This is a genomic window from Pseudomonas sp. Z003-0.4C(8344-21), assembly GCF_900104975.1.
GTDB lineage: Bacteria > Pseudomonadota > Gammaproteobacteria > Pseudomonadales > Pseudomonadaceae > Aquipseudomonas > Aquipseudomonas granadensis.
This window is the reverse complement of the sequence record NZ_LT629756.1, coordinates 546,769-572,752: the sequence shown is the minus strand read 5'-3', so window position 1 is coordinate 572,752 and position 25,984 is coordinate 546,769. Positions and strand designations below refer to the sequence as shown.

The 25,984-nt window shown below is 61.4% G+C and carries 24 protein-coding genes and 1 other RNA gene; 9 read left to right on the top strand and 16 right to left on the bottom strand.

Annotation, left to right across the window (positions count from 1 at the left end; all coding sequences use genetic code 11):
• Positions 1 to 49: 49 nt before the first annotated feature.
• Both BLU24_RS02615 and BLU24_RS02610 read right to left on the bottom strand, forming a co-directional pair.
• Positions 50 to 688 carry a peroxiredoxin gene (locus BLU24_RS02615; RefSeq protein ID WP_093097299.1) on the bottom strand — a complete coding sequence of 213 codons (639 nt, stop codon included), beginning with the start codon at positions 686 to 688 and terminating at the stop codon, positions 50 to 52.
• A 297-nt stretch (positions 689 to 985) separates the two neighbouring features.
• On the bottom strand, positions 986 to 2,329 hold the full coding sequence (locus tag BLU24_RS02610; protein ID WP_090287311.1) for an OprD family porin: 1,344 nt from the start codon (positions 2,327 to 2,329) through the stop codon (positions 986 to 988).
• 365 nt (positions 2,330 to 2,694) lie between these two features.
• On the opposite strand from BLU24_RS02610, the gene tauA reads away from it, so the two are divergent.
• A complete protein-coding gene (gene tauA / locus BLU24_RS02605; RefSeq protein WP_093106384.1) occupies positions 2,695 to 3,684 on the top strand; it encodes a taurine ABC transporter substrate-binding protein in 990 nt (329 codons plus the stop codon).
• 82 nt (positions 3,685 to 3,766) lie between these two features.
• On the opposite strand, the gene argA is transcribed toward tauA, so the two are convergent.
• Together argA and argE are read right to left on the bottom strand one after the other, a co-directional pair.
• Positions 3,767 to 5,068, bottom strand: a complete 1,302-nt coding sequence (argA, locus tag BLU24_RS02600; RefSeq protein ID WP_016772647.1) for an amino-acid N-acetyltransferase — start codon at positions 5,066 to 5,068, stop codon at positions 3,767 to 3,769.
• Between the two features lie 267 nt (positions 5,069 to 5,335).
• A complete protein-coding gene (argE, locus tag BLU24_RS02595) occupies positions 5,336 to 6,490 on the bottom strand; it encodes an acetylornithine deacetylase (RefSeq protein ID WP_093097296.1) in 1,155 nt (384 codons plus the stop codon).
• Positions 6,491 to 6,648: 158 nt separating this feature from the next.
• Between argE and BLU24_RS02590 the strand changes: the two genes are divergently transcribed.
• A complete protein-coding gene (locus BLU24_RS02590) occupies positions 6,649 to 8,019 on the top strand; it encodes a CYTH domain-containing protein (protein WP_093097293.1) in 1,371 nt (456 codons plus the stop codon).
• 98 nt (positions 8,020 to 8,117) lie between these two features.
• Here BLU24_RS02590 and BLU24_RS02585 read toward each other — a convergent pair whose 3' ends face one another.
• The gene (locus BLU24_RS02585; RefSeq protein ID WP_090287318.1) at positions 8,118 to 8,582 is read right to left on the bottom strand and encodes an Lrp/AsnC family transcriptional regulator; all 465 of its coding nucleotides are present in this window, start codon (positions 8,580 to 8,582) and stop codon (positions 8,118 to 8,120) included.
• 125 nt (positions 8,583 to 8,707) lie between these two features.
• On the opposite strand from BLU24_RS02585, the gene BLU24_RS02580 reads away from it, so the two are divergent.
• From BLU24_RS02580 to BLU24_RS02570, 3 genes are all read left to right on the top strand, one after another.
• Positions 8,708 to 9,046 carry a hypothetical protein gene (locus BLU24_RS02580; protein ID WP_093097289.1) on the top strand — a complete coding sequence of 113 codons (339 nt, stop codon included), beginning with the start codon at positions 8,708 to 8,710 and terminating at the stop codon, positions 9,044 to 9,046.
• Positions 9,047 to 9,139: 93 nt separating this feature from the next.
• Complete coding sequence (locus BLU24_RS02575; RefSeq protein WP_093097284.1) at positions 9,140 to 10,924, top strand: GspE/PulE family protein; 1,785 nt, start codon at positions 9,140 to 9,142, stop codon at positions 10,922 to 10,924.
• A 66-nt stretch (positions 10,925 to 10,990) separates the two neighbouring features.
• Complete coding sequence (locus BLU24_RS02570; RefSeq protein ID WP_172833309.1) at positions 10,991 to 11,311, top strand: DUF2388 domain-containing protein; 321 nt, start codon at positions 10,991 to 10,993, stop codon at positions 11,309 to 11,311.
• Positions 11,312 to 11,490: 179 nt separating this feature from the next.
• Here the strand turns inward: BLU24_RS02570 and gcvP are convergent, their stop codons facing one another.
• The 10 genes from gcvP to BLU24_RS02520 form a co-directional block, all read right to left on the bottom strand.
• Positions 11,491 to 14,364, bottom strand: a complete 2,874-nt coding sequence (gcvP, locus tag BLU24_RS02565; RefSeq protein WP_093097276.1) for an aminomethyl-transferring glycine dehydrogenase — start codon at positions 14,362 to 14,364, stop codon at positions 11,491 to 11,493.
• A gap of 247 nt (positions 14,365 to 14,611) precedes the next feature.
• A complete protein-coding gene (gene gcvH, locus BLU24_RS02560; protein ID WP_093097273.1) occupies positions 14,612 to 14,995 on the bottom strand; it encodes a glycine cleavage system protein GcvH in 384 nt (127 codons plus the stop codon).
• Positions 14,996 to 15,043: 48 nt separating this feature from the next.
• Positions 15,044 to 16,126 (bottom strand): glycine cleavage system aminomethyltransferase GcvT, encoded by a 1,083-nt coding sequence (gene gcvT / locus BLU24_RS02555; RefSeq protein WP_093097268.1) that lies wholly within the window; start codon positions 16,124 to 16,126, stop codon positions 15,044 to 15,046.
• Between the two features lie 155 nt (positions 16,127 to 16,281).
• Positions 16,282 to 17,898: an ABC transporter permease gene (locus BLU24_RS02550; protein ID WP_093097265.1), complete on the bottom strand. Its 1,617-nt coding sequence runs from the start codon at positions 17,896 to 17,898 to the stop codon at positions 16,282 to 16,284.
• Positions 17,899 to 18,145: 247 nt separating this feature from the next.
• Positions 18,146 to 19,150: an extracellular solute-binding protein gene (locus BLU24_RS02545; protein ID WP_024014737.1), complete on the bottom strand. Its 1,005-nt coding sequence runs from the start codon at positions 19,148 to 19,150 to the stop codon at positions 18,146 to 18,148.
• A 245-nt stretch (positions 19,151 to 19,395) separates the two neighbouring features.
• Complete coding sequence (locus BLU24_RS02540) at positions 19,396 to 20,613, bottom strand: 2-octaprenyl-3-methyl-6-methoxy-1,4-benzoquinol hydroxylase (RefSeq protein ID WP_172833308.1); 1,218 nt, start codon at positions 20,611 to 20,613, stop codon at positions 19,396 to 19,398.
• A gap of 9 nt (positions 20,614 to 20,622) precedes the next feature.
• A complete protein-coding gene (locus BLU24_RS02535; RefSeq protein WP_093097259.1) occupies positions 20,623 to 21,108 on the bottom strand; it encodes a DUF4442 domain-containing protein in 486 nt (161 codons plus the stop codon).
• On the bottom strand, positions 21,101 to 22,288 hold the full coding sequence (gene ubiH / locus BLU24_RS02530; protein WP_093097256.1) for a 2-octaprenyl-6-methoxyphenyl hydroxylase: 1,188 nt from the start codon (positions 22,286 to 22,288) through the stop codon (positions 21,101 to 21,103). Before ubiH ends, BLU24_RS02535 begins: the two co-directional genes overlap by 8 nt.
• Positions 22,285 to 23,619: a Xaa-Pro aminopeptidase gene (gene pepP / locus BLU24_RS02525; RefSeq protein WP_093097252.1), complete on the bottom strand. Its 1,335-nt coding sequence runs from the start codon at positions 23,617 to 23,619 to the stop codon at positions 22,285 to 22,287. Before pepP ends, ubiH begins: the two co-directional genes overlap by 4 nt.
• 27 nt (positions 23,620 to 23,646) lie before the next feature.
• Positions 23,647 to 24,207 carry a YecA/YgfB family protein gene (locus BLU24_RS02520; protein ID WP_093097247.1) on the bottom strand — a complete coding sequence of 187 codons (561 nt, stop codon included), beginning with the start codon at positions 24,205 to 24,207 and terminating at the stop codon, positions 23,647 to 23,649.
• A 130-nt stretch (positions 24,208 to 24,337) separates the two neighbouring features.
• Between BLU24_RS02520 and BLU24_RS02515 the strand changes: the two genes are divergently transcribed.
• The 4 genes from BLU24_RS02515 to BLU24_RS02500 all read left to right on the top strand — a co-directional run bounded on the left by BLU24_RS02515 (position 24,338) and on the right by BLU24_RS02500 (position 25,752).
• Entirely contained in the window at positions 24,338 to 24,547 is a 210-nt protein-coding gene (locus tag BLU24_RS02515) for a TIGR02449 family protein (RefSeq protein ID WP_007911197.1), read from the top strand.
• Positions 24,544 to 24,861, top strand: coding sequence for a cell division protein ZapA (locus BLU24_RS02510; protein ID WP_016772632.1), 318 nt, complete (start codon positions 24,544 to 24,546; stop codon positions 24,859 to 24,861). The genes BLU24_RS02515 and BLU24_RS02510 overlap by 4 nt, the downstream gene beginning before the upstream one ends.
• Positions 24,862 to 24,891: 30 nt before the next feature.
• Positions 24,892 to 25,070, top strand: a non-coding RNA gene (ssrS, locus tag BLU24_RS02505) — 6S RNA.
• A gap of 79 nt (positions 25,071 to 25,149) precedes the next feature.
• A complete protein-coding gene (locus tag BLU24_RS02500; protein WP_093097243.1) occupies positions 25,150 to 25,752 on the top strand; it encodes a 5-formyltetrahydrofolate cyclo-ligase in 603 nt (200 codons plus the stop codon).
• A 39-nt stretch (positions 25,753 to 25,791) separates the two neighbouring features.
• Here BLU24_RS02500 and BLU24_RS27730 read toward each other — a convergent pair whose 3' ends face one another.
• The gene (locus BLU24_RS27730; RefSeq protein ID WP_090287349.1) at positions 25,792 to 25,947 is read right to left on the bottom strand and encodes a hypothetical protein; all 156 of its coding nucleotides are present in this window, start codon (positions 25,945 to 25,947) and stop codon (positions 25,792 to 25,794) included.
• Positions 25,948 to 25,984: the final 37 nt, after the last annotated feature.

Sequence of the window (25,984 nt, the reverse complement as noted above, 5' to 3'; positions counted from 1 at the left end):
TGCAGGAGTGAGCCTGCTCGCGATGGCACCAGCGGCTACACCGCGGAAATCATTTGTTCGGCTGCGGCGTCAGGCGCAGGTACGGCTTCACCGCACGGTAGCCGTTGGGGAAGCGCTGCTTGATCTCGTCCTCATCCTTGAGCGAAGGCACGATCACCACGTCTTCACCGTCCTGCCAGTTGGCCGGGGTGGCCACCTTGTAGTTGTCGGTGAGCTGCAGCGAGTCGATCACTCGCAGGATCTCGTTGAAGTTGCGCCCGGTGCTCGCTGGATAAGTAATGGTCAGGCGAATCTTCTTGTTCGGATCGATGACGAACAGCGAGCGCACGGTCAGGGTGTCACTGGCGTTCGGATGGATCAGGTCGTAGAGGTCGGAAACCTTGCGATCGGCATCGGCCAGGATCGGAAAATTGACCACGGTGTTCTGGGTTTCGTTGATGTCTTCGATCCACTTGTGGTGCGAATCCACCGGGTCGACCGACAGCGCAATGGCTTTGACGCCGCGCTGGCTGAACTGGTCCTTGAGCTTGGCGGTGAAGCCCAGTTCGGTCGTGCACACCGGGGTGAAGTCCGCCGGATGAGAGAACAGCACGCCCCAGCTATCGCCCAGCCATTCGTGGAAACGAATCTTGCCGGCGCTGGAATCCTGTTCGAAATCGGGGGCGATGTCGCCAAGTCTGAGGCTCATGATGCGGCTCCTGTTGGAGTTGTTGGAGACCTCAACTGTAGCTCGGGATTTGCCATGATGAAAAAGAATAAATAACGAGATATTTATATCTTTATTGAATATTAAACTTCTGTTCACTGGACGCTCGGCGGCATCGCGACGAACATCGGTTCCAAGGTTCGAGAAGGCCTTGAGTTGCAGTAAAGAGGGAAATTCGGGACAGGCTTACGGGGGTGGGCCTGACCCGAAAACGCAAAAGCCCCGTCCGGCGCAATGCCGGACGGGGCTTTTTTTACGTCTGCGAATCGAACCGCGCTATTACAACAGCGGGATCGAGTAGCTGACGATCAGGCGGTTTTCGTCCTGCGAACGGGTGTTCGGCAGGTCGGTGCGCCATACCGCGTTTTTCCACATCAGGCCGACGTTCTTGAACGGACCTTCCGGCACGACGTAGCCGATAGTGAAGTCGCGTTCCCACTCGGAACGGTTCGACGCGTTTTCGCGACCGTTGCTGCCAACGGTGTCGATGCTGTCGCCCTTCAGGTAAACCACACCGGCGGTCAGGCCAGGTACGCCAACCTTGGCGAAGTCGTAGGAGTAGCGAGCTTGCCAGGTTTTCTCACCGGCACGGCCGAACTTCTGGATCTGCATGTCGGTGATGGTGTAGTTCGACGAACCGTCGCCCTGGTTCAGCCAAGGGAAGTCGCTGCTACCGTTGGAAACCTGGTAGCCGCCACCGAAGGTGTGGCCGGCAACGGTATACAGGAACAGGCCGCTGTACAGGTTGTTGTCGACTTCGCCACGACCGTTACGGAAACCGGTGTAGTTACCCGAGCTGTAGTAAGCCGAATCGGTGCCGTTCTTGCCGTCGTCGGAGCTGTTGAAATAACGCAGGTCAGACTTCAACACGCCCGGGCCGATCGACCAGTTGTGTACCAGGCCAAGGAAGTGCTGCTTGTAGAAGTCTTCCAGGTTGCCGTAGTAGTACTGGGCAGTCAGGTCTTTGGTGATCTTGTAGTCACCACCGGCATAGATGAACTTGTTGCTGTCACGGAACGCCGTGCCACGGGAGTTGGCGCCGCCGATCGAGAGGTTTTCGTTGTTGCTGGAGTTACGACCTTTTACCGCTTCGATCTGACCGCCGACCAGGGTCAGGTCCTTGATCTCGCCGGATGTGATCTGGCCGCCCTGCCAGGTTTGTGGCAACAGACGACCGTCGTTGGTCACGATGACCGGCAGTTTTGGCTGCAGGGTGCCCAGCTTCAGTTCGGTCTGGGAGATCTTGGCTTTGGCAGTCAGACCCAGGCTGGAGAAGTTGTCCACGGCTTCGCCGTTGGACTCGCTCGGGAACACGGTGCCGCCGTAAGCGGTGCCGCTGTTGCCGTTGGTGCCGCCGCCCGAATCCAGACGGATGCCCAGCAGGCCGATGGCGTCAAGGCCGAAACCGACAGTGCCCTGGGTGTAACCGGAGATGAAACGCAGATCGAAGCCTTGGCCCCACTCTTCGTTCTTGTTGGCGCCAGTGCCATCACGGTTGTCCGTGTTGATGTAGAAGTTGCGCAGCCCCAGAGTTGCCTTGCTGTCTTCGATGAAACCGGCGGCGCCTGCCTGCTGCGCCATAACCCCAACGGCCACGGCCAGGGCCAAGGTGGACTTGTTCATGTATCGCTCCTCTCGTTCTAATTCTTGTGTTCCTGGTTCGGGGTCGATTTGCCCTGAATCCTAAGATTCGCGATTAGCGCCAGACCGTGACTGCCAAGTCAATCGTAACCTTGTGTGTCTACGACCATCGTCTAATCGCCAGTGATTGGGTCCCTGCAGAGTAAAGACATCCTGATAAAGCGAAAAAGAATTTATTCGCTCTTTTTCATACCATTCGGGCATATGGCCGAATAATGGCCATCTCCAGCGAGAAACAGCGTATCGGCAACTAAGCTCATTCCTAAATGGTATTTGTTGACCTTTTTTTAGATCGATTAGCTCTGCCGTACTCCCACCTACGTCAAACCCTATCGAAAAGGCGACGCATCATGGCGAAACGCGCACTATCAAGTCAATTTGTTACAGTTTGTGTGTCGGCACTGTTTTCTTTTTCCGCACATGCCGCCGGTCTGACCGTGGGTTATCAGACGGGCATCGACCCGAGCAAAGTGCCCCAGGCGGACGGCGTCTATGAGGAGGCCATCGGCGAAAAGATCGACTGGCGGCGCTTCAACAGCGGCCCGGAAGTTGTGACAGCCATTGCTTCGGGTGATGTGCAGATCGGCAATCTCGGTTCGAGCCCGCTGGCAGCAGCGGCGTCGCGCAATCTGCCAATCGTGGCGTTTATTGTTTCGGCGCAGATCAATGCCGCCGAAGCCTTGGTGGTGCGCAATGGCAGTGGCGTTGACAAGCCGCAGGATCTGATCGGCAAAACCATCGCCACGCCGTTCGTGTCCACTTCTCACTACAGCCTGCTCGGGGCGTTGAAACACTGGGGCCTGACGACCTCGCAAGTCAAAGTGGTCAACCTGCAACCGGCAGAGATTGCCGCTGCATGGAAGCGTGGCGACATCGATGGGGCGTTTGTCTGGTCACCGGCGCTGGGTGAAATCCGCAAGACCGGCAAGACCCTGACTGACGCCGCGCAGGTCGGCCAGTGGGGCGCGCCGACTTTCGAAGTTTGGGTTGCGCGCAAGGATTTCGCCGAGAAGCATCCCGACGTCGTGGCGAAATTCGCCAAGGTCACGCTGGACTCGTTCGCTGATTACGCCGCGCACAAAGACAGCTGGACGGCCGACTCGGTGCCGGTACAGAAAATCGCCAAACTGACCGGTGCCAATGCCGCCGATGTACCGGAATTGCTCGCCGGCTCGACCTTCCCGGATGCGAAGGCGCAGCAAACCACAGCGCTGCTGGACGGCGGCACGGCGAAGGCGATTGGCGAGACGGCAAAATTCCTCAAGGAACAGGGCAAGGTCGAAACGGTGCTGGCGGATTATTCGCCGTATGTCAGTGCGAAGTTCATCGCGCACTAAAAAGCTTCGCGAGCAGGCTCGCTCCCACAGGGTTCATTGAACAAATGTGGGAGCGAGCCTGCTCGCGAATGGCGTGACGCGATTACAGCGTCTTTTCGAAGATCTTCGAATTGCGCTGATAGTTGTACAGCGAAGCCCGTGCCGCTGGCAGGCGCTCGACGCTGCTCGGCTCGAACCCGCGCTCGCGGAACCAGTGCGCGGTGCGCGTGGTGAGCACGAACAAGGTTTTCAAACCCTGCGCCCGCGCACGGGTTTCGATGCGCTCAAGCAATTCATCACCGCGCCCACCGTGGCGATACTCCGGGTTCACCGCCAGGCAAGCCAGCTCGCCGGCATCGGAATCGGCAATCTGGTACAGCGCCGCGCAGGCGATGATCATGCCTTCGCGTTCGACCACGCTGAACTGCTCGATCTCGCGTTCCAGCACTTCACGCGAGCGGCGCACCAGAATGCCCTGCTCTTCCAGCGGACTGATCAGGTCGAGCAAGCCGCCGACATCTTCAATCGCCGCCTCGCGGACCAGTTCGAATTGCTCCTGCGCGACCAGCGTACCGCCGCCGTCACGGGTGAACAGTTCGGTCAGCAGCGCGCCGTCTTCGGCGTAGCTGACGATATGGCTGCGCGCTACGCCGCCACGGCAGGCTTCGGCAGCCGCGTCGAGCAACTCCGCCTGATAATTGCTCATGCCCAGACGCTGCAAATGCGCTGGTACTTGCTGTGGACGCAGTTCGCGCACCAGTTTGCCGTTCTCGTCGATCAGGCCGAGTTCGGCGCCGAACAACAGCAGTTTATCCGCACCCAGATCGATGGCGGCGCGGGTGGCGACGTCTTCGCAGGCAAGGTTGAAGATTTCACCAGTTGGCGAGTAGCCCAGCGGCGACAGCAGCACGATCGAGCGCTCGTCGAGCAGGCGATTGATGCCCTTGCGATCGACCCGGCGCACTTCGCCGGTGTGGTGATAATCAACGCCTTCGAGCACGCCGATTGGCCGCGCGGTAACGAGGTTGCCGCTGGCCACGCGCAGGCGTGAGCCCTGCATCGGCGAGGAAGCCATGTCCATCGACAGGCGAGCTTCGATGGCGATGCGCAACTGGCCGACCGCGTCGATCACGCATTCCAGCGTCGCCGCGTCGGTGATGCGCATGCCGTGATGGTAATGCGGGGTCAGTCCGCGTGCGGCGAGGCGGGTTTCGATCTGTGGACGCGAGCCATGCACCAGCACCAGACGCACGCCGAGGCTGTGCAGCAACACCAGGTCGTGGACGATGTTGCCGAAATTCGGATGCTCGACGCCGTCGCCGGGCAGCATGACGACGAAGGTGCAATCGCGGTGAGCATTGATGTAAGGGGACGCGTGACGAAGCCAATTGACGTATTCGGGCATGAACCTGGGCCTGTAAATAAAGAGCAGCCGAAAAAGGGGCGAAACGAAAAAACGCACAGCGGGCTGATGGTTATCGTCGGAACAGGCTTGGCGACACGCGCGCTCTCCTCATGAATACGGGTTGGGGTGTTGGCAATTTACAGTCTTTGTTCGGATAAAACACAGTTCCCTGGTGGGAGCGAGCCTGCTCGCGAAAGCGGCTTATCAGTTGACGTTGAGGCGTCTGAAAAGGCGCTTTCGCGAGCAGGCTCGCTCCCACAGGGGACATCATCGTTCGTCAGTCGTCAGGCAGTAATGTTCAATCAACTGCCGCAATAGCTGCACGGTAGGCTGCAAACGTGACATTTCAAGGTATTCGCCGGGCTGGTGGGCACAGGCGATGTCGCCGGGGCCGAGCACGAGGGTTTCGCAGCCAAGGCGCTGAAGATAAGGCGCTTCGGTGCCGAACGCCACTGCTTCGGCGCGATGGCCGGTGAGCTTTTCGGCGATGCGCACCAATTCAGCGTCTTCGCTCTGCTCGAACGGCGGCACTTCCGGGAACAATGGTTTGTAGTCGATCCTGACCTGATGCCGCTCGGCCACAGGGTTGAGCTTGCGCAGGATTTCCGCACGCAGGACTTTCGGGTCCATGCCCGGCAGCGGGCGCAGGTCGAATTCCAGAGAACACTGGCCGCAGATGCGATTGGGGTTGTCGCCACCATGGATGCAGCCGAAGTTCAGGGTCGGCTGCGGCACGCTGAATTGCGGGTTGTTGAATTCGCGCTGCCACAACAGGCGCAGACCGCGCAGCTCGCCGATCGCATCGTGCATGGCTTCGAGCGCGCTGTGGCCCAGCCGCGGGTCCGACGAATGCCCGCTCTGCCCGAGAATGTCGATGCGCTCCATCATGATGCCTTTGTGCATGCGGATCGGCTTGAGCCCGGTCGGTTCGCCAATCACCGCCGCACGGCCCAGCGGTTGCCCGGCCTCGGCCAGCGCACGGGCGCCGGACATCGAGCTTTCTTCATCGCAGGTGGCGAGGATCAGCAGCGGTTGCCTGAACGGCTGATCGAGCAGTGGCTGCACGGCCTCGATGATCAGTGCGAAGAAGCCTTTCATGTCACAACTGCCGAGGCCGACCCAGCGGCCATCGACTTCGGTGAGTTTCAGCGGATCGGTCTGCCACAGGGCGTCGTCATACGGCACCGTGTCGCTGTGCCCGGCCAGTACCAGCCCGCCGGGGCCGCTGCCGATACTGGCGAGCAAATTGAATTTGCCCGGGCTGACTTGCTGGATATCGCAGGCAAAGCCCAGATCGCCCAGCCAACCGGCAAGCAGGTCGATCACCGCTCGGTTGGATTGATCGAGGCTGGGTTGGGTACAGCTGACCGATGGCGCGGCAATCAGCGCAGCGAACTGGTCTTGCATGGATGGCAAAGGCATCGCTGACTCCAACTCCCGGATTGAGGTCCATCATAGAACCATCCGGCGCTCGGAATAAACCGCCGCAGGGCGTAGGAAGTTTGACTCCTGTACACTGCACGGCCTTGGCAGCCACACATTCCCCCGGCTGCGCTCCCGATATCCTGGATTTTCCGGCCATGCAGAAAGAAACCGAAATCAAACTCCGCGTCAGCCGCGAAACCCTCGCCGCGCTGCGCGAGCACCCGCTCCTGAAGAAACGCAACAAAAGTGGCTGGGAACGCCGTGAGTTGATGAACCAGTACTTCGACACCCCGGAGCGCGATCTGGCCCAGGCCAAAGTCGCCCTGCGCCTGCGCAAGGATGGCGACGAAGTCATTCAGACCCTGAAGACTCGCGGCCACAGCGTCGCCGGTCTGTCCGAGCGTAACGAGTACGACTGGAAACTGCCGAAAGCCAAGCTCGATGTGAAGAAACTCGACGGCGAATGCTGGCCCGAGTCGCTGGCCGAGCTGGACAAGAAAACCCTCAAGCCGATCTTCACCACCGACTTCGTTCGCGAGCGCGCCGAAATCGCCTGGGGCCGTGGCAAGACCAAGGTGGTCATCGAAGCCGCACTGGATCTCGGTCACGTCGTGGTCGGCAAGCAGAAAGAAGAAATCTGCGAGCTGGAACTGGAACTGCGCGAAGGCGAGCCTGCCGCGCTGCTCGAACTGGCCGCCGAACTGGCTGAAACCCTCGCCTTGATGCCGTGCGACATCAGCAAGGCTGAGCGTGGTTATCGCCTGTACGACGCCAACAGCTATTCGCTGAGCCTGCCGGCGCCGCAACTGACCCCGGAAACCCAACTCGACGACGCCTTCGCCGCGCTGAGCTGGCACTTGCTCGGCAGCAGCCAGCGTCTGGCCGAACAATATCGTTTCAACGGCCACTGGCGCCTGCTGCAGGACTGGGTCGAGAACCTCGCAGAAATGCGCGCCCTGCTCAGCAGCCTCGGCCAGGCCGCACCGCGTCAGTCGACTCACGACTTGCGTGTGGCGCTGGATGCGTTGCTGGAAGACTGGCGCCCGCTGGTGCAGGTTGGCATCGAAGACGAGGACGTGCGCAAAGCCGCACCGGAGCAGTTCCTCGAAGAACTGGAAGATCCGCGCTGGGGCCTGTTCTCGCTGAGCACGTCGCGCTGGTTGCTGGCCCGCACCTGGACCGCCGACCGCAACGTGCGCGGCAACCGTCAGGGTGGCGCGCAGTTGCACAGCTGGTTGCCGCGCCTGCTCGGCGAAGAAGCCACAGCCCTGCAACTGCAGCGCTATCAGCAACAGCCGGAAGACCTCGCCGAACAACTGCCGCGCATCGAGCGCATTCAGGTCTGGCTGCACCACGCGCGCAACGTGCTGGAGATTCCGGAAATGGATCGCCTCTACGGCGAGCTGAACAAGTTGGCGCAACTGGCCAACGAGCCGACCATCACCGACGAACTGCTCGACGCGCGCAAGCAACAGGCGATTGCGGTTTACCAGAATCGCGCGTGGAAAATGCTGTTGCGCATGTAATACCGCCATCGCCAGCAGGCTGGCTCCCACAGGGGAAATGTGGCGAACACAAAACCTGTGGGAGCTAGCCTGCTAGCGATGAGGCCTGCCGCCTCACCTCAGACCGGCAGGCTGGTGGTGGATTTGATTTCCGACAACGCCACTATCGAATTCACTTCCTGAATCCCCGGCACCAGCGACAGTTTTTCAAAGAAAAACCGCTCATACGCCTCGATGTCCGCCGCAACAATGCGCAACAGGAAATCCACCGCGCCCATCAGCACATAACATTCCAGCACTTCCGGGAAGCCGCGAATCGCCTCGGTGAATTCGGTGAAATTCGAACGCCCGTGGGCGTTGAGTTTGATCTCGGCGAAGATCTGCGTGTTCAGGCCAATCTTCTTGCGGTCGAGCAAGGTCACCTGAGCGCGAATGATCCCCTCCTCCTTCATCCGCTGAATCCGCCGCCAGCACGGCGACTGCGACAGCCCAACCTGCTCGGCGATCTGCGCGCTGGACAGCGAAGCGTCCTCTTGCAGCAGGGCAAGTATCTTGCGGTCGTAGGCGTCCAGTTCGCTGTGCATAGAAAAACCTCGGAAATCAAATAATGCGAATTGATCACATCGATCAATTGCCAATATCACCGATTTTAGCCAAGAAATGCCCCGCAGCGAATGTAAAAATTTCCCCAGTGATCTGGAGACTTGCCATGCCGCACCTTGAAGCCGTAAACAGCGCCCCGCCCCGCGCCGACGTCTGGAATGTCAGCAACGCCCATTGCCTGGCGCAATATCAGATTCTTGCCGAGGCCGAGCCGGATCTGTTGGTGCGGGTGCTGAACCTGTTCGCCTTGCAGTTTCTTACGCCCGAGCAAGTCAACGTGCAGCGCACGGACGATCTGCTGTCGATCAAACTGGTCATGGGCGGCCTGAGCTGGCACCGCGCACAAGTGATCGCGGAAAAACTTCGTAACCTGATCAGCGTCTGCTCGGTCAATCTGCAGAACGCCGACAGCGCCTGGCAGGCGCCGGCAAAGGCAGCCGGCTGACAAATCCGGCAACGGCTTCGTCGGGTAGTGGCCCAACGGTCAGCAGGGCCAAGGCTATTCTTTTGCGCAATGTCGCTTGAAAAGGAAGCCCGCATGTCCGTTCAACTCGCTATTCAGGACCGCTGGCTGGACCTCAATGAAGTGCTGCGCGAGCTGGTCGCACAGGGCTTTATCTGCCAGGACGCCGCCGAGCAGGCGTTGAATGCGCGTCGCCGCCACGCTGCGCACGCGCAGAAGCATCCGCTGGAATTCATCGCCAGCCAGCAACTCGACGACCTCAGCCGTCCGGGCAAGCACTTGGATCTGGAAAGCCTGACCCTGTGGCTGGCGCAACAGGCCGGCCAGCCGTACCTGCGTATCGATCCGCTGAAAATCAACGTCGCTGCGATCACGCCGTTGATGTCCTACGCCTTCGCCCAGCGGCACAAGATCCTGGCCGTGGCCGTGGACCGCGACTCGGTGACGGTCGCCAGCGCCCAGCCCTACGTCACCGGTTGGGAGGCCGACCTGACCCATGTGCTGAAACTGCCGATCAAGCGGGTGGTGGCCAACCCCGCGGACATCCAGCGTTTCAGCGTCGAATTCTTTCGCTTGGCGAAATCGGTCAGCGGCGCCAGCAATGCCGATGCGCAGGGCGGCAACCTCGGCAATTTTGAACAACTGCTCAACCTCGGCGCCAGCGATCAGGAGCCGGACGCTAACGATGCGCATATCGTCAACATCGTCGACTGGCTGTTCCAGTACGCCTTTCAGCAGCGCGCCAGCGATATCCACATCGAACCGCGCCGCGAGCAAGGCACCGTGCGTTTTCGCATCGACGGCGTGCTGCACAATGTCTATCAATTCCCGCCGCAGGTGACCATGGCGATTGTCAGTCGCCTGAAAAGCCTCGGCCGGATGAATGTTGCCGAGAAGCGCAAACCCCAGGACGGCCGGGTCAAGACCAAGACCCCGGACGGCGGCGAAGTGGAGCTGCGCCTGTCGACGCTGCCTACGGCGTTCGGCGAGAAAATGGTCATGCGCATCTTCGACCCGGAAGTGCTGCTCAAGGATTTCGATCAACTGGGCTTCAGCGCCGACGACCTGCGCCGCTGGCAGGACATGACCCGCCAGCCCAACGGCATCATTCTGGTCACCGGGCCGACCGGTTCGGGCAAGACCACCACGCTGTACACCACGTTGAAAAAACTGGCGACCCCGGAGGTCAACCTCTGCACCATCGAAGACCCGATCGAGATGGTCGAGCCGGCCTTCAACCAGATGCAGGTACAGCACAACATCGAGCTGAGTTTTGCCGCCGGCGTGCGCGCATTGATGCGCCAAGACCCGGACATCATCATGATCGGCGAGATCCGCGACCTTGAAACCGCAGAAATGGCGATTCAGGCCGCGCTCACCGGGCACTTGGTGCTGTCGACCCTGCACACCAATGACGCGCCCAGCGCGATCAGCCGTCTGCTCGAACTCGGCGTGCCGCATTACCTGATCAAGGCCACGGTGCTCGGGGTCATGGCCCAGCGGCTGGTGCGCACTCTGTGCCCGCACTGCAAGGCGCCGCAGACGCTGGACGAGGACGACTGGCAGACGCTGACCCGGCCCTGGCAGGCGCCGCTGCCGGGTCATGCGCAACGGGCGATCGGCTGTGTCGAATGCCGCGATACCGGCTATCGCGGGCGCGCCGGGGTTTACGAAATCATGCAACTGAGCGACAGCCTCAAGGCGTTCATCACCCCGGACACCGACCTCACGGCGATCCGCCGTCAGGCCTTCAAGGAAGGCATGCGCAGCCTGCGCCTGTCCGGCGCACAGAAAGTCGCGGCGGGGCTGACCACGGTTGAGGAAGTGCTGCGGGTGACACCGCAAAGCGAGCAGAGCTAGTGCGCCACGGAACCGGATCCGGGAACGGCGATCCAACGCCGTAGTCAATCCCCCAGGAGTCACCTCATCATGCGTCTCAAACTTGCTGTCGCCACCATGGCCCTGTTGTCCCTTCCTGTCGGTTCGGCCATGGCGGACAGCTTTTGGCGTAACGTCATCTCGTCCGGCGCCACCACCGGCTCCACTTATCTGACCTTCAAGGATCACAAGCTGATCGTCGCCGCCCAGGACGACGCCGGCAGCTTCGTCGCCAGCGACGGCGGCATTCGTGGCCCGTACCTGGAAGCGGCGATGCAGAAAGTCCGCGCCGACAATCCAGGCCTGCAAGCGTCGGACATGGACTTGGCGAACGCGATCCTGGCGAAGAATGCCGTGGCTTCTGAGTAAGCCTTTCGCGTATGAAAATGCCGCTCGATTGAGCGGCATTTTTTTGCTCGAATTTCCCAACCGCCACCGCCTCCTGTAGGCCTTCGCCTGCTCGCGATAGCGGTCTGCCAGTCAGCCTTTTCAGAGACTGATACACCGCTATCGCGAGCAGGCGAAGGCCTACAAGGGACCGGTGTGAATCAGCGGTAATCATCCACCGGGACACAGGCGCAATACAGATTGCGATCGCCGTAAACGTTATCCACCCGATTCACCGCCGGCCAATATTTGTGCAACCGGGTATGCGCATCCGGCGTAACGGCCCGTTCGATGCTGTAGGGCCGTTCCCAGACGCCGGTGACATCGGCCAGGGTATGCGGCGCGCGTTTGAGCGGGTTGTCCTCCGCCGGCCAGTTACCGTTCTGCACTTCGTTGATCTCGGCGCGAATGCTCAGCATGGCACCGATAAACCGGTCCAGTTCGGCCTTGGATTCGCTCTCGGTCGGCTCGACCATCAACGTGCCCGGCACCGGAAAGGACATGGTCGGGGCGTGGAAACCGTAATCCATCAGACGCTTGGCCACGTCTTCTTCGCTGATGCCGGTCTGCGCTTTCAGCGGACGCAGATCAAGAATGCACTCATGCGCCACCCGCCCGTTACGCCCGGTGTAGAGCACCGGGAACGCGCCGGATAAATGCTCGGCCAGATAATTCGCCGCGAGAATCGCCACTTCGCTGGCATCGGCCAGTTGCGGACCCATCATGGCGATGTACATCCAACTGATCGGCAAAATGCTCGCACTGCCCCACGGCGCCGCACTGACTGCGCCGTTCTGCGCCAGCGGCCCGTCGATCGGCACCACCGGATGGTTGGCCACGAACGGCGCCAGGTGCGCACGAATACCAATCGGCCCCATGCCCGGCCCGCCACCACCGTGCGGGATGCAGAAGGTCTTGTGCAGATTCATGTGCGAGACATCGGCACCGATGTCCGCCGGCCGCGCCAGGCCGACCTGCGCATTGAGGTTGGCACCGTCCATGTACACCTGACCGCCATGCTGATGGATTACTTGGCAGATCTCGCTGATGCCCTCTTCGTACACCCCATGGGTCGACGGATAAGTCGCCATCAGACACGACAGTTTGTTTCCCGCTTCAGCGGCTTTGGCTTTCAGATCATCGAGGTCGACGTTGCCGGCCTCGTCGCATTCGACGATGACCACGCGCATGCCGGCCATCTGCGCCGACGCCGGATTGGTGCCATGGGCTGATGCCGGAATCAGGCAGATGTCTCGCGCACCCTGCTGGCGACTCTCGTGGTATTTGCGGATCGCCAGCAGCCCGGCGTATTCGCCCTGCGCGCCCGAATTGGGCTGCATGCAGATCGCATCGAAGCCGGTGATCGCGCACAGCCAACGCTCCAGCTCTTCGATCATCAACGTATAACCCAGCGCCTGCTCGCGCGGTACGAACGGGTGCAGGTTGGCGAACTGCGGCCAGGTGATCGGAATCATTTCGCTGGTGGCGTTGAGTTTCATCGTGCAGGAGCCCAGCGGGATCATCGACTGGTTGAGCGCCAGATCCTTGTTCTCCAGTTGCTTGAGATAGCGCAGCATCTCGGTTTCGCTGTGATGGACGTTGAACACCGGATGACGCAGGTACGGCGTGGTGCGTTGCAGGTCGTCAGGAATTCCCGAGGCGACTTCTTCGGCATCCAGCGCGTCGACGTCCAGACCGTGATCAGCGCCGAGCAGCACATCGAACAGTCGCGCCACAGTGCTTTCATCGCAGGTTTCGTCGAGACTCAGACCGAGGTGGCCACGGCCCAGAATGCGCAAATTGATCTGCGCCGCCTTGGCACTTTCGATGATCGCGGTCTGCGCCCCGCCGACGTCCAGCGTCAGCGTATCGAAGAACTGCGCGTTGACCCGCTTGATCCCATGGCGTTCAAGCCCCGCAGCGAGAACGCAGGTCAGCCGATGCACACGCTGGGCGATGCGCCGCAAACCCTCCGGGCCGTGATACACCGCGTAGAAACTGGCGATGTTGGCCAGCAGCACCTGTGCGGTGCAGATGTTCGAATTGGCTTTTTCGCGGCGGATATGTTGCTCGCGGGTTTGCAGGGCCATGCGCAACGCGACGTTGCCACGGGCATCTTTCGACACGCCGATGATCCGCCCCGGGATCGCCCGTTTGTATTCTTCGCGACTGGCAAAAAATGCCGCATGCGGGCCGCCGTAACCCATCGGTACACCAAAACGCTGGGACGAACCGAACACCACGTCCGCGCCCAGTTCGCCCGGTGGCGTCAGCAGCAACAGGTTCAACAGATCGGTGGCGACGCAGGCCAGCGCCTGCTGCGCATGCAAGTGGTCGATCAACGGCCGCAAATCGCGGATCTCTCCGTGGGTGTCGGGGTATTGCAGCAGCGCGCCGAACACCACGTGCTGTTGCAAATTATCCACAGCGTCGACGATCAACTCGAAGCCGAAACCTTCAGCGCGGGTCTGCACTACAGAAAGGGTTTGTGGATGGCAATTTTCATCGACAAAAAACACATTGCTTTTCGATTTCGCGACGCGCTTGGCCAGCGCCATGGCCTCAGCCGCCGCCGTGGCTTCATCGAGCAGCGAGGCGTTGGCCAGTTCGAGGCCGGTAAGGTCGATGGTCAGTTGCTGGAAATTCAACAGCGCTTCGAGCCGGCCCTGAGCGATCTCTGGTTGGTACGGCGTGTACGCGGTGTACCAGCCGGGATTTTCCAGCACGTTGCGCAGAATCACCGTTGGCGTCAGGGTGCCGTGATAGCCCATGCCGATCAGGCTGGTCCAGAGCTGATTCTGCTCGGCATAACCACGCAGTTTCGCCAACGCCACCGGTTCATCAAGGGCCGCTGGCAAGTCCAGCGCACGGTCGAAGCGAATCCCCGGCGGCACGGTCTGCTCGATCAGTTCGACCCGACTGCCGAGGCCGAGGCTGTCGAGCATCGCCTGCTGCTCGGCGGCATCCGGGCCAAGGTGACGGCGGGAAAAGGCATCGGGATCGCGTAACTGACGCAGGGACGGCAACTGGGACATGACGGGCTCTCCGGGCGGGTGCTGGGCGTCAATGCAATACGGTCAAACCAGCATAGCAGTCTGTATGACAAGCTATTTCAAGTGCAGCGCATAACCCTGTAGGAGTGAGCCTGCTCGCGATAGCGTTGTGACAGTCAGCATAAGGTGTCTGAAAGAACGCTATCGCGAGCAGGCTCACTCTTACAGGGGATTTGTGTCGGGCACAAAAAAGCCCCGACGAATCGGGGCTTGGGATATGGCTGACGACTTACTCGCCGATGGCAGCCTTGTACGCCGCCGCATCCAGCAGCTTGTCCAGCTCGGCCTTGTCGCTTGGCTTGAGCTTGAAGATCCACGCGCCATACGGATCGGAGTTGAGCAGCTCGGGCGACCCGCCCAGCTCTTCGTTGATCGCGACGACTTCACCGCTGACCGGGGCGTAGATGTCGGAAGCGGCTTTCACCGACTCGACCACGCCGGACTGATCGCCCGCGGCGAACACCTTGCCCACTTCGGTCAGTTCAACGAACACCACATCACCCAGCGCTTCCTGCGCGTGATCGCTGATGCCCACCGTGACGGTGCCGTCGGCTTCCAGACGCGCCCATTCGTGACTTTCGGCAAAACGCAGTTCGGCAGGGATATCGCTCATGTTCAGTGTCCTCAGGAATTGGTCAGCGGTCGGCCCGCCGGAAAAAGGTTAGATCAAAGTCTTGCCATGGCGCACGAAGGTCGGTCTGACCACTCGCACCGGGTACCACTTGCCACGGATTTCCACTTCGGCGCGGTCGGCAGTCGCCATCGGTACACGCGCCAGGGCAATCGATTTGCTCAGCGTAGGAGAGAAACTACCACTGGTGATCTCCCCTTCGCCAACATCAGCGATACGCACCACCTGATGAGCGCGCAAAACACCGCGCTCTTCCAGCACCAGGCCCACCAGTTTTTGCGCCACGCCGGCGGTTTTTTCCGCCTCCAGCGCCGCGCGACCGATGAACTGGCGCGAGGCCGGTTCCCAGGCGATGCTCCAGGCCATGTTCGAGGCCAGCGGCGAAACGTCCTGATGAATGTCTTGCCCGTAGAGGTTCATTCCGGCCTCGACCCGCAAGGTGTCGCGGGCGCCGAGGCCGATCGGGGAAATCCCGGCGCCGACCAGATCGTTGAAGAAACCCTGCGCCTGATCGGCCGGCAGGCAGATTTCCAGGCCATCCTCGCCGGTATAACCGGTGCGAGCGATAAACCAGTCGCCGTCGCAATAGCCTTCGAAGGGTTTGAGCTGCTGGATCAGGGCCGCGCGAGACTGGGTCACCAGCTCGGCAATCTTGTGCCGGGCCTGCGGGCCCTGAATGGCGAGCATCGCCAGCTCGCTGCGTTCATGCAACTGCACGTCATAACCGCTGAGTTGCGCGTTCATCCACGCCAGATCCTGATCGCGGGTGGAGGCGTTGAACACCAGCCGGTACGCGTCGTCGAGACGGTAAACGATCATGTCATCGACGATGCCGCCGCGCTCATTGAGCATGGTGCTATACAACGCCCGGCCGGGGCGGTGCAGGCGGTCGACGTCGTTGGCCAGCAAATGCTGAAGCCAGGCTTTGGCCTGGGTGCCGCTGACATCGATCACGGTCATGTGGGAAACATCGAACACCCCGCAATCGCGGCGCACTTCGTGGTGCTCCTCGACCTGCGAGCCGTAATGCAGTGGCATGTCCCAACCGCCAAAATCGACCATCTTCGCGCCGAGGGCGAGGTGCAGGTCATACAGAGGCGTACGCTGTCCCATGGGTTTCTCCTTCCGGGCGTGGCGAAGGTGCGGACCGCCGCCATGCGGACGAAAGCCTTGATGAACAGGGCTTTCAGCCGATTCCAGCGTACGGGTCTGTCAGACGGACCGCTCCGAATGCCGCGCATTGTAGCCGCATGATGTAGGACTGACGACTAAGTGTTTCGGTGCGCGGAGCGCCTGATCAATCCGATAACCGGCAACAGACCGACCAACACCAGCGTCAGTGCCGGCAACGATGCCCGCGCCCACTCACCTTCGCTGGTCATTTCAAAGATGCGCACCGCCAGCGTGTCCCAGCCAAACGGGCGCATCAGCAGGGTTGCGGGCATTTCCTTGAGCACATCGACGAACACCAGCAACGCCGCGCTCAACGTGCCGGGCAGCAACAACGGCAGATACACTTTGAAAAACAGTCGCGGCCCACTGACACCCAGGCTACGTGCCGCTTCGGGCAAAGACGGCCGTATACGCGCCAGACTGCTTTCCAGCGGGCCGTACGCGACGGCAACAAAACGCACCAGATAGGCCATCAGCAAAGCCGCCAGACTGCCTAGCAGCAGGGGTTTGCCCGCACCGCCCAACCAGCCCGAAAGCGGAATCACCAGTTCGCGATCCAGATAGCTGAAGGCGAGCATGATCGACACTGCAAGCACCGAGCCCGGCAGCGCGTAACCGAGATTGGCCAGGCCGACACCACTGTTTATCGCCGACGTCGGCGCCAGCCTGCGAGCGAAGGCCAGAAGTAGCGCAACGCTGACAGTGATCAACGCGGCCATGCCGCCCAGATACAGTGTGTGCAGGATCAGCCCGGCATAACGCTCATCGAGATCGAAACGCCCGCGCTGCCAGAACCACACGACCAGTTGCAGCACCGGTATCACGAAGGCGCAGGCGAACACCAGACCGCACCAACACATCGCCGCGAACGCCTTGAATCCGCGCAAGTGATACAGCGCCTTGACCCGCGGCCGCTCGTTGCCCGCCCGATTCGCCCCGCGGGCGCGACGTTCGCCGTACAGCACCAGCATCACCACCAGCAGTAGCAGGCTGGCCAGTTGCGCGGCGCTCGACAGGCTGAAGAAGCCGTACCAGGTCTTGTAGATCGCCGTGGTGAAGGTGTCGAAGTTGAACACCGATACCGCGCCAAAATCCGCCAGGGTTTCCATCAATGCCAGCGCCACCCCCGCGCCGATCGCTGGCCGCGCCATTGGCAGTGCGACGCGCCAGAATGCCTGCCATGGCGACTGGCCGAGTACTCGCGCGGCTTCCATCAGGCCCTTGCCCTGAGCGAGGAACGCGGTGCGCGCCAACAGGTAAACGTAGGGATAAAAGACCAGCACCAGCACGATGATCACCCCGCCGGTGGAGCGCACCCTCGGCAGGCGCAGGCCGGTACCGAACCATTCACGCAAAACGCTCTGCACCGGGCCGGCGAAGTCGAGCAGGCCGACGAACACGAACGCCAGCACATAGGCGGGGATCGCGAAGGGCAGCATCAGCGCCCAGTCGAGCCAGCGCCGACCGGGGAATTCACAGAGGCTGGTGAGCCACGCGAGGCTCACGCCGAGCAACGTCACGCCAACCCCGACGCCGAGCACCAGCGTCAGCGTGTTGCCGAGCAGGCGTGGCATCTGGGTTTGCCACAGGTGCGACCAGATCTGCTGATCGATGGTTTGCCACGAGAGCAGCAGAACGCTCAGGGGCAACAGCACCAGCGCGGCGATGGTGAAGACGATGGGGTACCAGCGGCGTTGGGCAGGGTGGGCCACTTTTGGGTCTCTGGGGGGATTAGGGGTGTTCCTGGGGCTCGTGTTTCAGGTTGGGATAGCTGCCCTCACCCTGGCCCTCTCCCGGAGGGAGAGGGAACTGACCGCGCAGTTTATGGGAATTACGCCGAACTGGAATATCGAGTCGAACTCAGGAGTTGAACCTCTACACAGATCGGCTCCCTCTCCCCCCGGGAGAGGGCTGGGGTGAGGGCAGCGACCTGAAGTGAACCGCGTTATCGGAACAACCTCAGTTCCAACCCGCCCGATCCATCATCCGGATTGCTTCAGCCTGGCGCTTGCCCGCCACTTCCACCGGCAGGGTATCGGCGACAAACTTGCCCCACGCCGCCACTTCCTCGGAAGGCGCCACTGCCGGGTTGGCCGGGAACTCCTGGTTCACGTCAGCAAAAATCTTCTGCGCTTCTGGCGTGGTCATCCATTCAACCAGAGCCTTGGCCGCTTCCGGGTGCGGTGCATGCTTGGTCAGGCCGATGCCCGACAGATTGACGTGCACGCCACGATCGGCCTGATTCGGCCAGAACAGCTTCACCGGTAACTCCGGCTTCTGCTTATGCAGGCGCCCATAGTAATAGGTATTGACGATACCGACATCGCATTGCCCGGCGTTGATCGCTTCGAGCACGGCAACGTCATCGGAGAACACGTCGGTGGACAGGTTGTTGACCCAGCCCTTGAGGATCTTCTCGGTCTTCTCGGCGCCATGCACCTCGATCATGGTGGCGGTGAGCGACTGGTTATAGACCTTCTTCGCCGTGCGCAGGCACAAGCGGCCTTCCCAGTTCTTGTCGGCCAAGGCTTCGTAAGTGGTCAGTTCGCCCGGTTTCACCCGCTCAGTGGAATAGGCGATGGTCCGTGCGCGCAGGCTCAGGCCGGTCCAGGCGTGCGTGGACGAGCGATATTGCAACGGGATATTGGCATCGATGGTTTTCGAGGTGAACGGCTGCAAAATGCCCATCTGCTCGGCCTGCCAGAGGTTGCCGGCGTCGACGGTAAGCAGCAGGTCGGCGGTGGCGTTCTCGCCTTCGGCCTTGATGCGCTGCATCAGCGGCGCTTCCTTGTCGGTGATGAACTTGATCTTCACCCCGGTCTTGGCGGTGTAGGCATCGAACACCGGTTTGATCAGCTCATCGATGCGCGACGAGTAAACCACCACCTCATCGGCAGCCTGGGCAGTGGTGCTGCCGATCAGGGTCAGGGCCAGTGCGGTCAGAAGACGCTTGGGTGCCAACATGGGGTGGTCTCTCGGTCGGGAAATGTGGGCCAAATGATAAGGACTCACATTTACCACCACAATCGAACACTGGGGGAAGGCGTTACCAGATGTTGCACAGCGTTATTTTTGTGTCGGGTTTGCCGACGCCATCGCTGGCAAGCCAGCTCCCACAAGGTTTTCGGTGTGTCCAACATTCATGTTTCACACCGACCACTGTGGGAGCGGGCTTGCCCGCGATGAGGTCAGCAGCAACAACGAACATCTCAGGGTTTGGCCAAGGCCGGCAGGTCACCGGTCAACCCAAGGGCTTCACGCACAAACACAGCCTTGGCCTCCGGCATCCGCTCGACCAGTTTCAACCCGGCATTGCGCAACCAGCGCAGCGGCAGCGGATCAGCCTGGAACAACCGCTCGAAGCCTTCCATCGCCGCCATCAGCGCGAGGTTGTGTGGCATGCGCCGACGCTCGTAGCGGCTCAGCACTTTCACATCTGCCAGCCGCTCGCCACGTTCGCGGGCTTGCAACAACACTTCTGCCAGCACCGCCGCATCGAGAAAGCCGAGGTTCACCCCCTGCCCCGCCAACGGGTGAATGGTGTGCGCCGCGTCGCCAATCAGCGCCAGCCCTTCGGCCACGTAGCGCTTGGCATGACGCTGACGCAGCGGCACGCAGACGCGCGGATCGGCGCTGACGACGTCGCCAAGACGCCCTTCAAAAGCCCGCTCCAGTTCAGCACAGAACGCCACTTCATCCAGCGCCATCAAGCGCTCGGCTTCGCTCGGCGTGGTCGACCAGACGATCGAGCACCAGTCCTGCTGGCCGTCACGCTCCAGCGGCAAAAACGCCAGCGGCCCGTGATCGGTGAAGCGCTGCCATGCGGTCAACTGATGCGGTTGGCTGCTGCGCACGCTGGTGACAATGGCGTGGTGCAGGTAATCCCACTCGCGGGTCGCCACGCCAGTGAGGCGGCGTACCGCCGAGTTGGCGCCGTCCGCGGCGATCACCAGCGGCGCGCGCAACTTGCGCCCATCCGCGAGGGTCAGCAGCCAGTCATCGCCGGAGCGACGCATCTGCTCCAGCCGCGCATTGGCGAGCAGGCCCAGATCACAGTCGTGCAAGCGCTCGAGCAAGGCATCCTGCACCACACGGTTTTCGACGATGTGGCCGAGCACATCGGCATGCACGCTGCTCGCCGAAAAGTGAATCTGCCCGGTGCCGCTGCCGTCCCACACATGCATGTCGGTGTACGGGCTGGTGCGCCGTTCGACAATGCCGTCCCAGACGCCAAGGCGTTCGAGAATGCGTTGACTGGCTGCCGACAGCGCACTCACACGCGGCTCGAACGGTGCATCGGCCGCGAACGGTTTGACGCTCAACGGGCTGCCGTCGAGCAGCAGCACTTCCAGGCCGCTGTCCTGCAACGCCAGCGCCAGGGCGCTGCCGACCATTCCGGCTCCGACAATCAGCAGATCTGCGCGCATTTCCATGCTTTAAGCCTGTCTCGCTTGCGGCTTGAGCCGCACGTAAAGGGTTTTACCGACCCGCGCCACCAGATGGCCGGCGCCGTCATGAATATCGACCTGCAACTGCGGCAGGTATTTTTCGCCATCGGCGGTCTGCCGGCGGATCTCGGCGAGCAACGTCTCATCGATGGTGAAGCGGGCGAACACCGGGCCTTTGCCCGGCGCGATGAAATCGATGTCAGCGGCCTTGTCCCAGACGATGTAACGCGGGCCAAGGTTTTCCATGAGCATCAGCATGAAGAACGGATCGACCATCGAATACAGACTGCCGCCGAACTGGGTGCCGACATAGTTGCGGTTGTACCAGCCCAACCCCATCGACACCCGGACGTCGCGAAAGTCATCGCTGATGTGCCGGACCCGCACCCCGGCGCCCAGATAGGGCGGGTAGAACGTCATCGCCCAGCGCATCAGCCGCGCCTTGCCGAACCTGGCGATCAACCCCTTAAGCATCCGGTCGCGTTCCCAGGCCCATGGCCTGACGGGCGAACCAGCGCTTGGCCGGCGGCAGCAGCTCAAGGCCGAGCAGGCCGATGTTGCGCCCCAGCGAAACCAGCGGCTGGGTGCTGCCGAACAGGCGCGTGACCTGATCGGAAAAACCCACGGTGAGGTCCTGATCCAGCCGTTGACGCTCGCGATAGGCCTGCAACGTGGCGAAGTCGCCCAGCGCTTTATCGCTGCCCAGCAGTGCGGCGGCCAGGGCGTCGGCGTCACGAAGCGACAGATTGAAACCCTGGCCGGCGATCGGATGCAGACTGTGCGCGGCGTTGCCAAGCACGGCCAGATGCGAACGCACCTGCTCTTCGGCTTCAACCAGCGAAAGCGGGTACAGGTGTCGCGCGCCAACCTGTTTCAGCGTGCCGAGGCGGTAACCGAACACACCCTGCAATTCACTGAGGAAATCCCGTTCGCTCAATTCGGCCAGACGCTGCGCGTCCATGCCCAGACGGGTCCAGACCAGTGCGCAACGGTTGTCCGGCAACGGCAGCAAGGCCATCGGCCCTTCGTCGGTGAAGCGCTCGAACGCCATGCCGTTGTGCGCTTCGCTCGGGGTGATGTTGGCGATCAGCGCGCTCTGGTTGTATGGACGCGTGCGCACGTTGATGCCCAACTGCTCGCGCAGCCCGGAACGACCGCCATCGGCGAGTACTGCCAGATCGCATTCAAGGGTAGTTTCATCGTTGAGCGTCAGGCGATAGCCGTCGGGCAACGGCTCCATGCGCGAGACTTCGGCCGGGCAGCGCCAGGTGATCACGTCTTTGTCGAGGTGCTGCCACAGGCACTGGCCGAGCCAGGCGTTCTCCACCACATAGCCGAGCGCCGGCACGCCCTCTTCCATCGCCGACAAGCGCGCGGTGGAGAAGCGGCCACGATCGGAGACATGAATCTGTTTGATCGGCTCGGCGCGGCGGGAGACTTCCTGCCACACGCCCAGCCGCTGATAAATCTGCCGCGAGCCGAAGGACAGCGCCGATGAACGTGCGTCGTAGCTCGGCTGCCAGCTGTCGCCCGGCGCAAACGGTTCGATCAGGACGATTTTCCAGCCACGGGCCTTGGCCCCAGCCTGCAGGGCCAACGCCAGACTGGCGCCGACCAGACCGCCACCGATGATTGCCAGATTGACTCGACTCATGCCGCGTGTGTCCTTGCCTGTGCCATCAACGCTTCGATTTCGGCGACGGTCTTCGGCACGCCACCGGTGAGGATTTCACAACCGGTTCGGGTCACCACCACGTCATCCTCGATGCGCACGCCAATGCCGCGCCATTTCTTCGCGACGTTCTGATTGTCCGGGGCGATGTAGATGCCCGGCTCCACGGTCAGCGCCATGCCGACTTCCAGCACCCGCCATTCGCCGCCGACCTTGTATTCGCCGACGTCGTGAACATCCATGCCCAGCCAGTGGCCGGCGCGATGCATGTAAAACGCTTTATAGGCTTCGCTGGCGATCAGTTCGTCAACGTTGCCCTGCAGCAAACCAAGCTTCACCAACCCCGTGGTGATCACGCGCACCGTGGCTTCGTGCGCCTGATTCCAGTGCTTGTTCGGGGCGATTTCAGCGAAGGCTGCTTCCTGCGAAGCCAGCACCAATTCGTAGATGGCCTTCTGCTCCGGCGAAAACCGGCCGTTGACCGGCCAAGTGCGGGTGATATCGCTGGCGTAGCAGTCGATTTCGCAACCGGCGTCGATCAACACCAGATCACCATCCTTGAGCAGCGCGTCGTTCTGCTGGTAATGCAGAATGCAGCTGTTGCGCCCGGCGGCGACGATCGAGCCGTAGGCCGGCATCTTCGCCCCGCCCTTGCGAAATTCGTAATCCAGTTCGGCTTCGAGGCTGTACTCGTAAAGCCCCGGGCGACTGGCCTGCATCGCGCGGATATGCGCTTGTGCCGAAATCCGCGCGGCTTCGCGCATCACCTTCACTTCTGCCGCCGATTTATACAGGCGCATATCGTGCAGCAGATGATCCAGGGCAACGAATTCGTTCGGCGGCTGGGCCCCGAGGTGGGCCTTGGAGCGGATCACGTTGATCCAGTCCATCAGATGGCGGTCGAATTCAGGGTTGCTGCCCATCGCCGAATACACTCGGTCGCGGCCTTCGATCAGGCCGGGCAGGATGTCATCGATGTCAGTAATCGGGAATGCATCGTCAGCGCCGTAATCACGGATCGCGCCTTCCTGCCCTGCGCGCAAACCGTCCCACAATTCGCGTTCGGCGTTGCGCTCGCGGCAGAACAGGATGTATTCGCCGTGCTCACGACCGGGCATCAGCACGATCACCGCTTGTGGCTCGGGAAACCCGCTGAGGTATTGAAAGTCGCTGTCCTGGCGATAGACGTGCTCGACATCGCGGTTGCGGATGGCTACCGCGGCGGCGGGCAGGATCGCGATGCTGTTGGGTTCCATCTGCGCCATCAGCGCCTTGCGGCGCCGGCTGTATTCCGCTTTGGGGATATGGGTCATGGGCAGATGGCTTTCCCTGGCACGCGATTAATGCAGCGACGGCTTGGCGGCAGGCGCAGCATCGGCTTTCCTGGTTTCCGAGAACAGCAGCAGCGGCGCGACGCGCAGGTACTCCATGACTTCCATGTAGTCGGATTCGCCGTCTTCGGATTCTTCCAGAGCGTCCTGCACCTGGGAGATGGCCGCCAGATCTTGCAGCACTTCAGTGGCTTCGGTGCTAAGCATGCTGCTGTCGCGGCAGTTCAGGCCGAAACCGCTGAGGAAGCCCTGGCACCATTGGCCCAGCGCAGCAGCGCGGTCCGGCAGCGGCGCGTCATCGGTCGGCAGCAGCAGAACGACGGTGACGTCGTCGCCGGTCAGCTCGCCTTTGACCATTTCCTGCAGGCCGATCAAGGCGTTGCGGACGTTGTCCTGAAGATCGCCTTCGAGCAGTTCGGCGGCGTCGATCAGCCAGCCCTCGTGGTCGAAGCCGGCGCCGGCGCAACTGCGTCCGAGCAGCAGGCCATGCAGTTCGGCAGGCGAGACGTTGTGGCCGCTGGCAGTCAGCAGGGTGGCAAAGGCTTGGTACGGGGAATTCGCAATGGTCATGGGCAGCTAGGCGCCAGACGGCGCTATGTCTAGAATGAAGGCCTTGTATCCTACATCGACAGACTCGCCAAGACTATTAAAGGCTGTCCGCCAGCTATCCCATCAGACAGACTCCAACCCAGTGGACACAATGGAAGACACCGACCTGCAAGCGCTGATGGCCAGACTCGAACTGCTGATTGGCCGAGTCGAGCAACTAAAGAGTCAAAACGCACTCTTACTAGCTCAGGAAAAGACCTGGCGCGAGGAACGCGCTCACCTCATTGAAAAAAACGAAATCGCCCGGCGTAAGGTCGAATCGATGATTTCGCGCCTCAAGGCCCTGGAGCAAGACTCATGAGTTCAAGCAATAGCGTCACCGTGCAGATCCTCGACAAAGAGTATTCGATCATCTGCCCGCCGGAAGAACGCAGCAATCTGGTCAGTGCCGCGCGCTATCTCGATGGCAAGATGCGCGAGATCCGCAGCAGCGGCAAAGTCATCGGCGCCGATCGCATTGCCGTGATGGCCGCGCTGAACATCACCCATGACCTGTTGCACAAAGAAGAGCGCCCGGACATCCAGGCCAGTGGCTCGACCCGCGAACAGGTGCGTGACTTGCTCGATCGTGTCGATCTGGTGCTGGCCGACGATCAGAACACCGCCAAGGGCTGATTCGCCTGGCAGCTTGAGGTATACTCGCGGCACTCCCTGGGGTGCTTGCCAGTTGACGATGTCCCGGAGCCGATTCGCACTACCCTGGAAGTTGCACGTTGGGCTGGTGTGCATGTCCGCTAGACGGAAAGCCTTAAAGTCTACTGCTTCTTCCACCTTGAACTTTCGGGTTCAAGGGCTGAGTTGACAGCGGTACATCCGGGGAGCCTGATTCGAATCCGATGTCGGTTTATGCCGACATCGGATTTTTTATGCGTACGTTTTCGTCCACCCTGCCGAAGCCGAACCATGACTGAACCCGCGCTGCTGCCTCGCCCGCAACTCCGCCGCCTGCTGCGCAAGGCGCGTCGCTCGCTGAGCAACGCCGAGCAACACCAGGCTGCCCAAGGCCTGTTCCGGCAACTGGCGCAAGACCCGCATTTTCGTCGGGCGAAACACATTTCTTTGTATTTGCCCACCGACGGCGAAATCGATCCGCGTCTGCTGCTGCGCGAAGCCCAGCGCCGGGGCAAGGCGACCTATCTACCGGTGCTCAGCGCCTGGCCGCGGACCAAAATGGTTTTTCAGCGCGTGCGCCCCGGCGAAAAACTCAGACCCAATCGTTTTCGCATTCTCGAACCGCAGGCCAATCTGAGTCGGCAACGCAAGGTCTGGGCGCTGGATCTGGTGCTGCTGCCGCTGGTGGGGTTCGATGATGTCGGCGGTCGGCTGGGCATGGGCGGCGGTTTCTACGATCGCAGCCTCGCCTATCTGGCCCGGCGCAAAAACTGGCGCAAGCCGACGCTGCTGGGCCTGGCCCATGAATGTCAGAAGGTCGAACGTCTGGCGCAGGCGAGCTGGGATGTACCGTTACAGGGCACGGTCACCGACAAGGCGTGGTATTTCGCGTGACAGGACGCCGCCAGAACAGCGGCGCCGAGGAAGACAGTTTCAGCGCTTGAAGGCCGTCGACTGTTGCACTTGTTGTGCAATCTCAATCGGTGCATCCGCCTTGTTCGCCCACAGGCTCTGCGCGTAACCGGTGGTAACGACGCCCAGGCCGAACAAAATTACCAAAGTCCATAGTAAATCCGGTTTGCGTTTCATCGATTGCCCCCCTCAAGGCACATCATCACGATGACAG

Coding starts and splice junctions, on each gene's coding strand:
- BLU24_RS02585 (WP_090287318.1), bottom strand. CDS start 8,582: ATGCACAGCGAACTGGACGCCTACGACCGCAAGATACTTGCCCTGCTG.
- gcvP (WP_093097276.1), bottom strand. CDS start 14,364: ATGTCCCAGTTGCCGTCCCTGCGTCAGTTACGCGATCCCGATGCCTTT.
- BLU24_RS02545 (WP_024014737.1), bottom strand. CDS start 19,150: ATGTTGGCACCCAAGCGTCTTCTGACCGCACTGGCCCTGACCCTGATC.
- BLU24_RS02515 (WP_007911197.1), top strand. CDS start 24,338: ATGGAAGACACCGACCTGCAAGCGCTGATGGCCAGACTCGAACTGCTG.
- ubiH (WP_093097256.1), bottom strand. CDS start 22,288: ATGAGTCGAGTCAATCTGGCAATCATCGGTGGCGGTCTGGTCGGCGCC.
- BLU24_RS02610 (WP_090287311.1), bottom strand. CDS start 2,329: ATGAACAAGTCCACCTTGGCCCTGGCCGTGGCCGTTGGGGTTATGGCG.
- BLU24_RS02615 (WP_093097299.1), bottom strand. CDS start 688: ATGAGCCTCAGACTTGGCGACATCGCCCCCGATTTCGAACAGGATTCC.
- BLU24_RS02500 (WP_093097243.1), top strand. CDS start 25,150: ATGACTGAACCCGCGCTGCTGCCTCGCCCGCAACTCCGCCGCCTGCTG.
- argE (WP_093097296.1), bottom strand. CDS start 6,490: ATGCCTTTGCCATCCATGCAAGACCAGTTCGCTGCGCTGATTGCCGCG.
- gcvH (WP_093097273.1), bottom strand. CDS start 14,995: ATGAGCGATATCCCTGCCGAACTGCGTTTTGCCGAAAGTCACGAATGG.
- BLU24_RS02520 (WP_093097247.1), bottom strand. CDS start 24,207: ATGACCATTGCGAATTCCCCGTACCAAGCCTTTGCCACCCTGCTGACT.
- BLU24_RS02535 (WP_093097259.1), bottom strand. CDS start 21,108: ATGCTTAAGGGGTTGATCGCCAGGTTCGGCAAGGCGCGGCTGATGCGC.
- argA (WP_016772647.1), bottom strand. CDS start 5,068: ATGCCCGAATACGTCAATTGGCTTCGTCACGCGTCCCCTTACATCAAT.
- BLU24_RS27730 (WP_090287349.1), bottom strand. CDS start 25,947: ATGAAACGCAAACCGGATTTACTATGGACTTTGGTAATTTTGTTCGGC.
- BLU24_RS02575 (WP_093097284.1), top strand. CDS start 9,140: ATGTCCGTTCAACTCGCTATTCAGGACCGCTGGCTGGACCTCAATGAA.
- BLU24_RS02580 (WP_093097289.1), top strand. CDS start 8,708: ATGCCGCACCTTGAAGCCGTAAACAGCGCCCCGCCCCGCGCCGACGTC.
- BLU24_RS02590 (WP_093097293.1), top strand. CDS start 6,649: ATGCAGAAAGAAACCGAAATCAAACTCCGCGTCAGCCGCGAAACCCTC.
- gcvT (WP_093097268.1), bottom strand. CDS start 16,126: ATGGGACAGCGTACGCCTCTGTATGACCTGCACCTCGCCCTCGGCGCG.
- pepP (WP_093097252.1), bottom strand. CDS start 23,619: ATGACCCATATCCCCAAAGCGGAATACAGCCGGCGCCGCAAGGCGCTG.
- BLU24_RS02510 (WP_016772632.1), top strand. CDS start 24,544: ATGAGTTCAAGCAATAGCGTCACCGTGCAGATCCTCGACAAAGAGTAT.
- BLU24_RS02540 (WP_172833308.1), bottom strand. CDS start 20,613: ATGCGCGCAGATCTGCTGATTGTCGGAGCCGGAATGGTCGGCAGCGCC.